Source organism: Brevibacillus sp. FSL L8-0520, from assembly GCF_037963895.1.
In the GTDB taxonomy this organism is placed as follows: domain Bacteria; phylum Bacillota; class Bacilli; order Brevibacillales; family Brevibacillaceae; genus Brevibacillus; species Brevibacillus borstelensis.
Genome location: NZ_CP150171.1, coordinates 1,901,192 through 1,913,975 on the forward strand (window position 1 = coordinate 1,901,192; position 12,784 = coordinate 1,913,975).

At 54.0% G+C, this 12,784-nt stretch carries 12 protein-coding genes and 1 other RNA gene; 12 read left to right on the plus strand and 1 reads right to left on the minus strand.

Going from position 1 to position 12,784, the window contains the following annotated elements; translation table 11 throughout:
* Nucleotides 1-167: 167 nt before the first annotated feature.
* The 5 genes from hisS (at nt 168) to NSQ24_RS09475 (ending at nt 5,718) form a co-directional block, all read left to right on the plus strand.
* Nucleotides 168-1,439, plus strand: coding sequence for a histidine--tRNA ligase (gene hisS / locus NSQ24_RS09455; RefSeq protein ID WP_122958166.1), 1,272 nt, complete (start codon nt 168-170; stop codon nt 1,437-1,439).
* Nucleotides 1,440-1,481: 42 nt separating this feature from the next.
* Nucleotides 1,482-3,266 carry an aspartate--tRNA ligase gene (gene aspS, locus NSQ24_RS09460; RefSeq protein ID WP_003387555.1) on the plus strand — a complete coding sequence of 595 codons (1,785 nt, stop codon included), beginning with the start codon at nt 1,482-1,484 and terminating at the stop codon, nt 3,264-3,266.
* A 50-nt stretch (nt 3,267-3,316) separates the two neighbouring features.
* Nucleotides 3,317-3,499, plus strand: a non-coding RNA gene (gene ssrS / locus NSQ24_RS09465) — 6S RNA.
* 119 nt (nt 3,500-3,618) lie between these two features.
* On the plus strand, nt 3,619-4,374 hold the full coding sequence (locus NSQ24_RS09470) for a tRNA threonylcarbamoyladenosine dehydratase (RefSeq protein ID WP_003387554.1): 756 nt from the start codon (nt 3,619-3,621) through the stop codon (nt 4,372-4,374).
* A gap of 6 nt (nt 4,375-4,380) precedes the next feature.
* On the plus strand, nt 4,381-5,718 hold the full coding sequence (locus NSQ24_RS09475) for an AAA family ATPase (protein WP_024983959.1): 1,338 nt from the start codon (nt 4,381-4,383) through the stop codon (nt 5,716-5,718).
* A 41-nt stretch (nt 5,719-5,759) separates the two neighbouring features.
* Here NSQ24_RS09475 and NSQ24_RS09480 read toward each other — a convergent pair whose 3' ends face one another.
* Nucleotides 5,760-5,933 (minus strand): hypothetical protein, encoded by a 174-nt coding sequence (locus tag NSQ24_RS09480; RefSeq protein ID WP_170208318.1) that lies wholly within the window; start codon nt 5,931-5,933, stop codon nt 5,760-5,762.
* A gap of 107 nt (nt 5,934-6,040) precedes the next feature.
* Here NSQ24_RS09480 and NSQ24_RS09485 point away from each other — a divergent pair, with 107 nt between their 5' ends.
* The 7 genes from NSQ24_RS09485 (at nt 6,041) to NSQ24_RS09515 (ending at nt 12,743) form a co-directional block, all read left to right on the plus strand.
* Nucleotides 6,041-6,460 carry an Rrf2 family transcriptional regulator gene (locus NSQ24_RS09485; protein ID WP_003387550.1) on the plus strand — a complete coding sequence of 140 codons (420 nt, stop codon included), beginning with the start codon at nt 6,041-6,043 and terminating at the stop codon, nt 6,458-6,460.
* Nucleotides 6,461-6,472: 12 nt separating this feature from the next.
* Entirely contained in the window at nt 6,473-7,615 is a 1,143-nt protein-coding gene (locus tag NSQ24_RS09490) for a cysteine desulfurase family protein (protein ID WP_024983958.1), read from the plus strand.
* 710 nt (nt 7,616-8,325) lie between these two features.
* Nucleotides 8,326-10,587, plus strand: a complete 2,262-nt coding sequence (locus NSQ24_RS09495; RefSeq protein ID WP_024984957.1) for an ATP-dependent RecD-like DNA helicase — start codon at nt 8,326-8,328, stop codon at nt 10,585-10,587.
* 78 nt (nt 10,588-10,665) lie between these two features.
* On the plus strand, nt 10,666-11,148 hold the full coding sequence (locus tag NSQ24_RS09500; RefSeq protein WP_003387546.1) for a PRC-barrel domain-containing protein: 483 nt from the start codon (nt 10,666-10,668) through the stop codon (nt 11,146-11,148).
* Nucleotides 11,149-11,184: 36 nt separating this feature from the next.
* Nucleotides 11,185-11,391 carry a hypothetical protein gene (locus NSQ24_RS09505; RefSeq protein WP_003387545.1) on the plus strand — a complete coding sequence of 69 codons (207 nt, stop codon included), beginning with the start codon at nt 11,185-11,187 and terminating at the stop codon, nt 11,389-11,391.
* A 27-nt stretch (nt 11,392-11,418) separates the two neighbouring features.
* Nucleotides 11,419-11,604 carry a hypothetical protein gene (locus NSQ24_RS09510; RefSeq protein ID WP_003387544.1) on the plus strand — a complete coding sequence of 62 codons (186 nt, stop codon included), beginning with the start codon at nt 11,419-11,421 and terminating at the stop codon, nt 11,602-11,604.
* A gap of 281 nt (nt 11,605-11,885) precedes the next feature.
* Nucleotides 11,886-12,743, plus strand: a complete 858-nt coding sequence (locus NSQ24_RS09515; protein WP_122958167.1) for a MurR/RpiR family transcriptional regulator — start codon at nt 11,886-11,888, stop codon at nt 12,741-12,743.
* The last annotated feature ends 41 nt before the right edge of the window (nt 12,744-12,784 follow it).

The following is a 12,784-nucleotide window of genomic DNA, read 5'->3' on the forward strand; positions in this document are numbered from 1 at the left end:
GTGGGGCTCCGGTATGAGAAATGGAGTCCAAGCAGGGTGGCACCACGGGAGCAAAACCGATCTCTCGTCCCTGACATGTTTGCATCAAGCGGCATGTCAGAGGCGGGAGATTTTTTGTTTTGGTTTGAACTAGTTTCCGGCAGGAAGCAAAGATGGAGGGTTAACAGATGGCAAAGATTCAAATTCCTCGCGGCACGCAGGATATTATGCCAGGTACGGTTGAACTGTGGCATTACATCGAGGCCAAAGCGCGCGACTTGTGCAGACGGTTCAACTATCACGAGATCCGCACACCGCTGTTTGAAAGCACAGAGCTGTTCCAGCGCGGTGTCGGAGAAACGACGGACATCGTCGAGAAGGAAATGTACAACGTCTCCAATCCGCGCAGCGAGGACGCCTTGACGCTTCGCCCGGAGGGAACGGCTGGCGTAGTCCGCTCCTACGTGGAGAACAAGCTGTACGGCTCGCCCAATCAGCCGGTCAAGATGTACTACCTCGGGCCGATGTTCCGCCACGAGCGCCCGCAAGCTGGACGCTACCGGCAGTTCGTCCAGTTCGGAGCGGAAGCGATCGGCTCCAGCGATCCGGCGATTGACGCGGAAGTGATCGCTTTGGCGATGCGGCTCTATCAAGAGCTTGGGCTGACAGGACTGAGTGTCGAGCTCAACAGCGTGGGCACGCTGGAGGACCGGGCGAACCACCGCAAGCACCTGCTCGAACATCTGAACGGCGTGCGCGATCAGCTTTGCCCAGACTGTCAATCCCGGATTGACCGCAATCCGCTGCGTGTGCTCGACTGCAAAAACGAAACCTGCAAAACGCTGACAAAAGATGCTCCTTCTATTTTGGAGTATTTGAGCGATGAGTCTGCCGCGCATTTTGAAGCGGTCAAAGCGTACCTGACCGAGCTGGGAATCGCCTACACGGTAAACCCGCGCATGGTTCGCGGTCTCGACTACTACACCCAGACTGCCTTCGAGATCAAAATGGCAGAAATCGGTGCCGTAGAAACGCTCTGCGGCGGCGGACGCTACAACGGGCTGGTGGCAGAGCTCGGCGGCGACGACATGCCGGGAATCGGCTTTGCCCTCAGTATCGAGCGGCTTCTGCTCGCTCTCGAGAAGCAGGGGGTCCAACTGCCGGTGTCCGTCGGCATCGACTGCTTCGTGGCGATTCAGACGCCGGATGCGAAGTCGGCAGCCTTCCGCCTCGTCGACCGTCTGCGCAGCGCAGGTGTGGCGGCTGAGCTGGACTATCTCGACCGCAAGATGAAAGCGCAGTTGAAACAAGCGGACCGGCTGGCTGCGAGATTTACCGTCATTATTGGCGAGTCCGAGCTGGCCAGCGGAACAGCGGTTCTGAAAGAAATGGCCACTGGGGAGCAGCAGGAGATCAAGCTGGCTGAGCTGCCGGCTGTCATCGCAAGCCGCTTGGGATAAATACAAGATCGACATCAGAAAAATGAGTGGAGGAAATCAAAAATGAGTTGGCAATATCGTACCGTGCAATGTGGAGAGGTTGGACTTGAACAGGTAGGACAGGAAGTCATCCTGAACGGATGGGTGCAAAAGCGTCGCGACCTCGGCGGCGTTATCTTTATCGACTTCCGCGACAGAACAGGTATCCTCCAGATCGTTTTTAATCCGGAGCACAACAAGAACGCATGGGAAGTGGCAGACAAAGTACGCAGCGAGTACGTGCTGGCTGTAAAGGGGACCGTCGTCAAGCGCGCACCGGAGGCTGTCAATCCGAAGCTGAAAACGGGCGAAGTCGAAGTGATCGTGAGCGAAATCATCATCCTGAACGACGCCAAAACGCCTCCGTTCCAAATCGAGGATGACATCGACGTAGATGAGCAGGTCCGCCTGAAATACCGTTACCTGGACCTTCGCCGACCGGAAATGCAGCGCTCCCTGATTCTCCGCAGCAAGGCAGCCAAAGCATTCCGCGATTTCCTCGACGAGAAGGGCTTTGTCGAAGTAGAAACACCGATGCTGACCAAGAGCACGCCGGAAGGAGCGCGTGAGTATCTGGTGCCGTCCCGCGTGCATCCAGGCGAATTCTTCGTGCTTCCGCAATCTCCGCAGTTGTTCAAGCAATTGCTGATGGTATCCGGCATGGAGCGCTACTACCAGATCGCCCGCTGCTTCCGTGACGAAGACTTGCGTGCGGACCGCCAGCCTGAATTCACCCAGGTGGACATCGAGACCTCGTTCCTGTCTATGGAAGAGCTGCTGCCGATGATGGAAGAAATGATTGCCCATGTATTCAAAACGACGATCGGCGTAGACGTGCCGAGACCATTCCCGCGTCTGACGTATGCGGAGGCGATGGCCCGTTACGGTTCCGACAAACCGGACGTACGCTTCGGCATGGAGCTGACCGATGTGTCCGACCTCGTCGCAACCAGCGATTTCAAAGTGTTTGCCAGCGTCGTCTCTGGCGGTGGCCAGGTAAAGGCGATCAACGCGAAAGGCTGCGGACATTACTCCCGCAAAGAAGCGGATGATCTCGGCAAGTTCGCGTCCCGCTACGGTGCAAAAGGCCTGGCGTGGATGGGCTTCAAGGACGGCGAAGTCAAAGGGCCGATCGCCAAGTTCTTTGGCGAAGCAGAAATCAACAGCCTGAAAGAACGACTGGCCGTAGAAGAGGGAGACCTGCTCCTGTTTGTGGCCGACAAGCCGAAAGTCGTGGCCGATGCCTTGGGCGCGCTTCGCTCCAAGCTGGGTGCCGAGCTTGGCCTGATCGACCACAGCCAGTTCGCCTTCCTCTGGGTCGTCGACTTCCCGCTGGTCGAGTGGGATGAGGAATCGCAGCGCTATCTGGCTCTGCACCATCCGTTCACCCGTCCAAAAGACGAAGATTTGCACCTGTTGGAAAGCGATCCTGGCCAAGTCCGGGCGCAGGCCTACGACATGGTGCTCAACGGCTACGAGCTGGGCGGCGGTTCGATGCGGATTTACAAGCGCGACGTACAGGAAAAAATGTTCCGTACACTCGGCCTGACCGAAGAAGAAGCAAAACAAAAGTTCGGCTTCCTGCTTGACGCATTCGACTACGGTACGCCTCCTCACGGCGGGATCGCACTCGGTCTGGACCGCTTGATCATGCTGCTGGCCGGCCGCAGCAACCTGCGTGAAGTGATCGCGTTCCCGAAAACAGCGAGCGCAAGCGATCTGATGGTAGATGCGCCAGGTCCGGTGGACGACAAGCAGCTGGCTGAGCTGAACATCATGACGACGGTAAAAGACGAAGAAGCCGAATAAGCGGGCTTGCACAGTCGCATGAGCGTTTGATACATTGGTAATACTGATAAATAGCCCTGCGATGTACGTGACTTCCGATAGTTTTGAGCCACAAAGTCTTTTTAGGGAGTTTTTCGTCCGCAATCGCGAGGACATGCCTCCATCGAGTGGACGTCCGGGACGGTTGGGCAAGACACCCACCTGCGATGAGCAGGTTCAAAACTGTAGGAGCAGCACGGCATTTTGGGGCTCCTTTTTTGTCTGACATTCCTACTTTTCCGATTGCATATCGTTTATGCTCCTTCCAGTCGATAAACGGATTGGATTTGTTCCTCAAGAATTGTCATGCTTTGATCAGAAAGGTTGACGGTGGATGCTTCATCAATTTTCTCGTTGCGAATTGGCCTTCGGTCCCGAAGGTTTGGAAAAAATGAAAAACAGCACAGTAGCGGTACTCGGTGTAGGGGGTGTCGGTTCCTTCACGGTCGAAGCTTTGGCCCGCACCGGCGTAGGCAAGCTGGTACTGGTGGACAAGGACGTCGTCGACATTACCAATATCAATCGCCAAATTCATGCTACGCTCAATACGATCGGTCAAAAGAAAGCCGAACTGATGAAAGAGCGGATTGCCGCCATCAACCCGGCTTGCGAGGTTGTCACGCTGAACATGTTTTACAATGCGGAAACGGCCGATCAGCTGTTTGCCCATGAGCTTGATTACATCGTCGATGCGATGGATACGATGTCGGCCAAGCTGCACCTGATACTGGAAGCGAAACGACGCAACATTCCGATCATCTCCAGCATGGGAGCGGCCAACAAAATGGACCCGACAAAGTTTGAAGTGGCCGATATTTCCCAGACCAGCTACGATCCGATTGCCAAGGTAATCCGCCGCGAACTGAGAAAAAGCGGCATTTACAAGGGTGTAAAAGTGGTGTACTCCAAGGAGATCCCGGTGACCATACGCACCGATGTCCGCGAACAGATCGTAACCGATCCGAATTCGCCGATCAGCAAAGTGCGTCAGCCCCCGGCCAGCAATGCATTTGTCCCTTCCGTAGCAGGACTTATTCTAGCGAGTGTTGTCGTCCGCGATCTGTTGGACTGGCAGCCGGCAAAAGGGTAGAGCGACATGGATCTGTTTTCATTTGCCCATGAAGCAAACGACAAGGGACAAAGCAAGCCGCTTGCTGCCCGGATGCGACCGCAGACGATCCGCGATGTGATCGGCCAGGAACATATTCTTGGAGAAGGGAAGCTGTTGCGCCGGGCGATTGAGGCTGACCAGGTTTCTTCGCTGATTTTTTACGGGCCGCCGGGAACAGGCAAAACGACCTTGGCCAAGGTGATTGCCCGCACGACACGGACGCATTTTGCCGAGCTGAATGCCGTAACGGCAGGGGTGGCTGACATTCGCAAAGTCGTCGACGAGGCGAAGGAACGGCTGGTTATGGGCGGCCAGCGGACAACGCTGTTCGTGGATGAGATCCATCGCTTCAATAAATCGCAGCAGGATGCCTTGCTTCCGTATGTGGAGGAGGGCACCATTACGCTAATTGGAGCGACGACGGAGAATCCGTTTTTCGAGGTAAATCCGGCACTGCTTTCGCGGTCGCAAATTTTCCAACTCCAGCCATTGACGCATGAACACCTTGAACAGGTGATACAGCGGGCTTTGACAGATGAAGAGAACGGCTTGGCGGAGCTGTATGTGGAGGTTGAGCCGGAGGCGAGGGATCACTTGATCCAATACGCCGAGGGCGATGCGCGCAGACTGCTCAACGCGCTGGAGCTGGCTGCAACGACAACGCCTCCCGGACCGGACGGACGCATCGTCATCACGCTCGATGTGGCCGTGGAGTCGATCCAGCGGCGTGCTGTTCGTTACGACAAAAGCGGTGACAACCATTACGACACGGCTTCTGCTTTCATCAAATCCATCCGCGGCTCTGATCCGGACGCGGCCCTGTATTGGCTTGCCCGGATGATCGACGCTGGGGAAGACCCGCGGTTTATCGCCCGCCGCCTGATTATATCGGCTTCCGAAGACATCGGAAATGCCGATCCGCAAGCAATTACCGTGGCCGTATCCTGTTTCCAGGCGCTGGAGCTGGTCGGCATGCCGGAGGGACGGATTCCTTTGGCCCAAGCGACGACCTATCTGGCGACAGCTCCAAAGAGCAATGCGGCGTACAACGGGATTAATCAGGCGCTAGAGACGATTCGGACAGACGGCCACAAGCCGGTTCCGATCCATCTGCGCGACTCCGCATACAAAGGGGCTTCCCGCCTCGGTCATGGAAAAGGATATTTGTATCCGCACAACTACCCTGGCGGCTATGTTGAGCAGCAATATTTGCCGGACGGGGTGGACTATGCATTTTACCGGCCGAAGCCGATCGGCTACGAACAGGAAATCGGCCGCCTGCAAAATGAGCGAAACAAGGTAACAGACGATTCGCAAAGCTGATATCGTATAAAAAACTCCCCCAAGGTACGGGGGAGCATCGCTTAGGTTCGCACATTTCCGCCCGGTTTGTTGGGCAGATCGCCGTTTTCATTTGGCTGCTTGCTCTGTTCGCTGGCGCCAAAACGAGCTTTGTGGGCAATGGTACCGGCCGGCTGGTCGTAAAGCGTGTCGGAGGGATGGTTGCGCCCTCTCTCCGAGCGTTTGTTCGTTGCCATCGTGCATTCACCCCCTGGAAGCTAGTGTGTCCCCGACGAGCCGAGAAATGTAAGAGACGGGGAAACTGGTTTGCGGGGAATACTGCAGATAGAGGAGAGTTGTTACTGTGAAAATATCTACGAAAGGACGTTACGGCCTCACGATCATGATGGAGCTGGCCAACCGCTTTGGAGAGGGGCCGGTTTCGCTGAGAAGTATCGCCCAGCGCCACGATTTGTCTGAGCATTATCTGGAGCAGCTCGTCGCGCCGCTGCGCAACGCAGGATTGGTAAAAAGCATTCGCGGAGCGTACGGCGGCTACGTCTTGGCGAAACAGCCCGAGGAAATCTCTGCGGGAGACATCATCCGCGTTTTGGAGGGACCGATCAGCCCGGTCGAGTTTGCCGAGGAGGAAGACCCGGCCAAGCGCTACCTCTGGCTGCGTATCCGCGACAGCATTTCCGCAGTACTCGATTCCACATCCTTGCAGGATTTGATCAGTTATAAGGATGAAGGCCATTCTGACGGCTACATGTTCTATATATAGAAGGTGACATTAGTGCGAGAGCGAATCTATCTGGACCACGCTGCCACGACACCGGTACATCCCCGTGTGGTGGAAGCGATGCATCCATTTTTGACAGAAGTGTACGGAAATCCCTCGAGTGTCCACGGCTTTGGACGTGAAGCGAGACAAGCTCTGGAAGGAGCCCGCGATACGATCGCACGCTTCCTCGATGCCGATCCGCAGACCCTGGTCTTTACGAGCGGCGGCACGGAAGCGGACAATATGGCGATCATTGGCGGAGCGATGGCCCAGCGCGAGCGTGGCCGCCACGTGATCACGTCCAGCATCGAACACCATGCCGTTCTGCATGCTTGCGAGCATCTGGAACAGCTCGGCTTTGAAGTAACGTATCTCCCTGCGGACAAAACGGGCTTGATCAGCACAGACGAGCTGAAAAAAGCAGTACGGCCGGATACAATCCTCGTATCGATCATGTACGGCAACAATGAGGTCGGAACGATTCAGCCGATCGAAGAAATGGGAAGCTATCTACGCGAGCGCGAAATCGTTTTTCACACGGATGCCGTGCAGGCCGTGGGCGTTTTGCCGATCAGCGTCAGCAAGCTGCCTGTCGACATGCTGTCTGTTTCCGCCCATAAAATCAATGGCCCCAAAGGAGTCGGGGCGCTGTTCTTGGGACGCAAGGTGCCGTTTACCCCTTACCTGCACGGCGGCTCGCAGGAGCGCAAACGCAGGGCGGGTACGGAAAATCTGGCGAGTATCATCGGATTTGCCGAAGCGGCCAGGATCGCGCAGGAGGAAATGGAGGAGCGCGTAGCCAAGTACCGGCAGATGCGCACCACAATGCTCCAGTGCTGGCAGCAGGAAGGCATCTCTTTTGAGGTAAACGGGCATCCGGAAAAACACCTCCCGCATATTCTGAACGTAAGCTTTCCCGGTGTCCATACCGAAACGATGCTGATGAACCTCGATCTGGAGGGAGTGGCAGCCGCGAGCGGCTCCGCCTGTACGTCCGGCTCGCTGGAGCTGTCGCATGTGCTCGAAGCGATGTGCCTGGATGACCCTGTAGCCCAATCGGCGATTCGGTTCAGCTTCGGAATCACCAATACTGTTGAGGAAGCAGAGCGGGCTGCCCGGAAGGTGGCCCAGATCGTACATCGGCTGAAACGGTAACCGTTTACGAACGAGTGTGGCTCAACTGAAACGAAGAGTTGAACAGACGATAAAAACCAACGGTGCGTGTATCCGTTGGTTTTTTGCATGCTCTCTTGAGTTTCTTTTCATTTACAGGACAGACCAAAGAACAACAAGACCGATGCCGGCAGTGTACATCAGCGCTTCCCGCAGCTTTCCACGCTGCCGCCGCAGGAGGAGAAGCAGCGTAGCTTCTCCCAGAAAACTGAGAAGCCAACCCAGAAGATAGACAAAAAGAGTCGGAATGCTGCTGACCATCACGGAAAACAGCCCAAGGCCGATCAGCCATTTGCATTGTCAATATCCGGCAAATGATTTCATTGTTTCTCTTCTTCACCAAATTGTGGATGGATTGGCAGCGGACAAACATGTAGAATAGGGCACTAGAACTGCTTTTCATGCCATGTTTCCGCCTGACACCCAAAAGGTTGCCGCCGCTTCCGAGCAGCAGACGGCCACGACAGAGGAAATGACAGCAGCTGCGGAGAAATTGGCTCAAATGGCGGAGCGGTTGTCAGAACAAGTAAATCGTTTTACAATCTAAACATCAGTATCGGCAGACCGTTTTGTCGACCCGTTGACGAACGGTTCCTGAATTGCGTAGACCCCGCCCGCGATGCTCCTGCTGCGGGTGGGTTTCTTTTCTGTATCAGCAGGTGTAAAACCAGTATGTCTTTCGAGGGGGCGCTATGATGTCGCAGGAAACACTCCCTTTGTTTGCTGAACCATTCGTTCGCGGCTATGTGGAACAAGAAATTTTTTACAATGAAGAAACGTGGTATGGAGTTATTCGTCTTAAAGTAGAGGAGACCTCGGAAGCGATCAAGGAGAATGACGTCGTTGTCGTGGGAAACTTCCCCCGTCCTCATCCGGAAGAGCTGTACACATTTTACGGAGAATGGAAAACACACCCCCGGTTTGGGCAGCAATTCGCGGCTTCCCGTTATGAGCGCGAAACGCCGAAAACGGTGGCTGGCGTAGAAAAGTATCTGGCCAGTGGCCTGTTCCAGGGAATTGGCAAAAAGATGGCCAAACGAATCGTAGAGCATCTGGGAGTCGACGCGTTGTCGATTATCGCTGACCGTCCCGAGTCGTTGGCGGAGGTGCCTGGGATATCGGAAGCACGTGCCAAGCAGATTTATGAATCGGTGATGGAACATCGTTCTTTGGAACAGGCTATGGTGTTTTTGTACGAGTTCGGGATCGGAGTGCAGCTCGCATTGCGCATCTACCAGACATACAAGCTGGAGACCTTGAAGGTGCTTTCGGAGGAGCCGTACCGGCTGATCGAGGATGTGCAGGGGATCGGTTTCAAACGTGCGGACGAGATCGCTCGTTCAACCGGGATCGCGGCATCCTCGGAGGAGCGGGTCCAGGCAGCAGCTATTTTTACGCTGCAGGAAGCTTCTTATGCCGAAGGCCACGTTTTTCTCCCGATCGAAGAGCTGTGTGAAAAAACGCTGCGCTTGCTTCATGAGTGCGGCGGACATGCCTTTACGCCGGAAGAGGTCAGACTGGCGATTGAAGCGCTGTTTGTCGCCTCCAAAGTGATGTGGGACGAGGAGCGGGTTTACTTGCCAAGCCTCTTTTTTGCCGAGGTCGGCTTGGCCAAGCGGCTTCGTTTTTTTGCCGACCGCGATGACTTTGCTTCCTTTCCGGTGTCTGAGCTGTACCAGGCCATGGGTGCAGTCGAAGAAGAGCTGGATATTACGTATGCACAGACGCAGCGGGATGCGATCGAACAGGCGATCACTTCTGGCTTGATGCTGCTGACAGGTGGGCCGGGTACAGGGAAGACTACTGTCATCCGGGGGATATGTCGTGTATTTGCACATCTGCATGGAATTTCCTTCGATCTGAAAAAATATGACGAAAGCAATCCTTTTCCCATCCTGCTGGCCGCGCCTACGGGCAGAGCGGCAAAGAGAATGGCGGAGACGACCGGGCTGCCCGCCATGACGCTTCACCGGCTGCTTGGCTGGAAAGGCGACAGCTTTGAACATGATGCCGAACACCAGATCCGTGGAAAGCTGTTGATCGTAGATGAGATGTCGATGGTGGACATTTGGCTTGCGAATCAATTGTTCAGAGCGCTGCCAAGCGACATGCAAATCATCATGGTTGGCGATCCGGACCAGCTTCCGTCTGTCGGCCCGGGGAACGTTTTGCAGGACATGATTCGTTCCGGGCTATTGCCGCGCGTACAGCTTACGGAGATTTATCGGCAAGCGGAAGAATCGTCGATTATTCGCCTCGCCCATGATGTGCGGAAAGGAATTGTCCCGTCTGATCTGCTGGATTCCTCCCCTGATCGCAGATTTTTCACAAGTTCGCCACAAGATGTAAACGAAGCTGTGAAACAAATTTGCTCGGGAGCCGTAAAGAAAGGATATACAGCAAAAGATGTACAAGTCCTCGCGCCCATGTACAAAGGAAATGCGGGTGTAAACCGGTTGAATGAAGAGCTCCAGGAGCTGTTTAATCCAAAGACCGGCCAAAAACGGGAAGTGACGTTTGGCGACACCGTATTTCGGACGGGGGACAAAGTGCTTCAACTTGTAAACAACGCCGAAGAACACGTGTTCAACGGTGATATGGGTGAGATTGTCGCCATTTTTTACCCAAATGAAAACGCAGAGAATGAAGAAATGATCGTCGTCTCCTTTGATGGCCGTGAAGTGATGTACAAGCGGTCTGCATACCATCAGCTGACGCTGGCCTACTGCTGCTCCGTTCATAAGTCGCAAGGCAGCGAGTTTCCAATCGTCGTCATGCCATTTGTAAAAAATTACCACAGGATGCTGCGACGGAAGCTGGTGTATACAGGAATAACGCGCAGTAAATCATTTCTCATCATGTGTGGAGAGCCGGAAGCGTTTCGTATCGCCGTCCAGACAGACGAAGAGGGCGTACGATACAGCTACCTGGAGGAACGCCTGAAACAAGGATGATGTTGGAACCTGTTTTGTCGCTGTATGGAACGATTCCATCCGCCCGATACTAAAGAGGCGGAAGGGGGAAATCCCATTATGCGCAAGGCATTGGATGTAGTGGGCATGCCGGTCGTCTGCCTGGATACAGGCGAAGAGATCGGTGTTATCCGTGACATTCTCTTTGACTCCGACAATTGGCAGGTCGCAGGAGTCTTGCTGAGCGAACAGGGCTGGCTGCAATCCGGCACCTATATTCCCCTGGGCCGCATTCATGCGGTAGGAGAGTCCTGTCTCACTGTTTCGGGCAAAGACGCAATTACCTCCTTGGATCAACTGGCCGCTTCGGAACCCACAGGTGTCCTGACAGGGAAGCTGAAACTGAAGGGGAAATCCGTGATTTCCGCTTCGGGGAACTTGCTCGGGCGATTGGAAGATGTTTACTTCTCTGCGGACTGGGAGAAAATTGTAGGGTACGAATTATCGAACGGTTGGCTGGCGGACGTTACTGAAGGACGTAAACGCCTGTCCGTTCCTCCGTCCGTCATTATTGGGGAAGAAAACCTGATCGTGCCGGATTAAGGTTCGCAGCCAGGCGTGAAAGGGAGGAAAAGATAGATGCGTGTGATTTGCCCGAACTGCAGTTCCAAAGACATAGGCAAAATTGGTACCAATCAATACTATTGCTGGAACTGCTTTATTGAAATGAGCGTAGCCAATGAGCAGATCGCTTCCGTTTACCAGGTGGAAGAAGACGGCTCACTGCATTCGCTCAATGATCTGTTTATCGAAGAACAGATCGTACCGACTCAGTTAAGCATGTAGACATCCAAAACCGGAGGTGTGTCGCGAATGATTGCTCGAAACCTGCTTGGCATTATAGCTGCAGGCGGCATCGTGGCTGCTGTCGGATATATGATGGCTCCGCGCCGCCGCAAACGTTTTGCGTTGAACATCAATCGTTGGCCGGTCTCCATGCGGGATGTAAGAAAAATGATGAAAACAAGCCAGAAGCTGATGCGAGTTTTTGCTCGTTAGCATGCTAGGCAAGCTATCAGCCGGACGCGATCAAGGTGCGTCCGGTTTTTTTGCATACACATAATGGAATAAAGATTATTTTAAAAGTATTGGTAAAATAACGATTAGTCCCATATAATGGCTACGCCAGTGCTTATGCTTCGTAAATTTTATAATTGAGCAGTTTTCTCTTCAAAAATCTATACCCATTTATCGATAGATGGATGAGACGGGGAGCGGGACGAATTTTGCCGCCAGCCGGAACAGAAGATGATCTGTCAGAATGCGTTGAGGAGGAAAAGATGGACACTGTAAACGAACAGATCCGCAAGCACTACCACACTTTGACCAACCAGCAAAAATTGGTTGCCAAGCTTATCCTGGACGAGCCAAAGCAAGTCGCGCTCCATCCGGCAAGGGTAATCGGCTCGCTTACGGGAACGAGCGAAACCACTGTCATCCGCCTTTGTTATACATTAGGCTACTCCGGATATACCGCTTTGCAAAATGAGATTCGCGAGTTGATGCTGCTTTCGGGCAAACAAGACAAGCTGTTGGAGCAGTACTCAACAGACGTGGCAGGAGAGACTGATCTGGTCGCCTACCATATGGAGCAGGACATCGCCTATATTCGAAAGACTATGAACGCCTTGGATCCGGGGCAGTTTCAGCGAGCGGTGGAGCTGATTGTGAAAGCGAAAAAGCTGATTGTCGTCGGGTTCCGCAGCTCACACGGACCCGCTACCTGGCTTGCTTCCACGCTAAACGTGGTAAAGGGAAACACATACCTGTATCGAGGGCAGATTGATGATGCCAATTACTTGATCACGGAAGTGGATGCCAAAAGTCTGGTGATTGCTTTTTCATTCCCCCGCTATACGTCAGAGACGATCATTTTTTCCACGGCAGCCAAGGACAAGGGAGCAAAAATACTGGCGATTACCGACGATGAGCTGTCTCCGATCGGACCGATTGCTGATGTGCTGATCAAAGCAAGCACTCCTTCGCCTACAGCGTTAAAAGGAATGGCTACGATTTTTTCTTTGTTGAACGTATTGGTCAGCGGCGTTGTCCAGGCAGACCGGAACAACGTACAGCGGCGAATCAAGCAGTACGACGAGAGCATCCAGCAGTTTTATCCGTTTTTTGAGACTTCATAGATGATGAAAATGAAGACTGAGGGCAAGTAAACGACGGGATA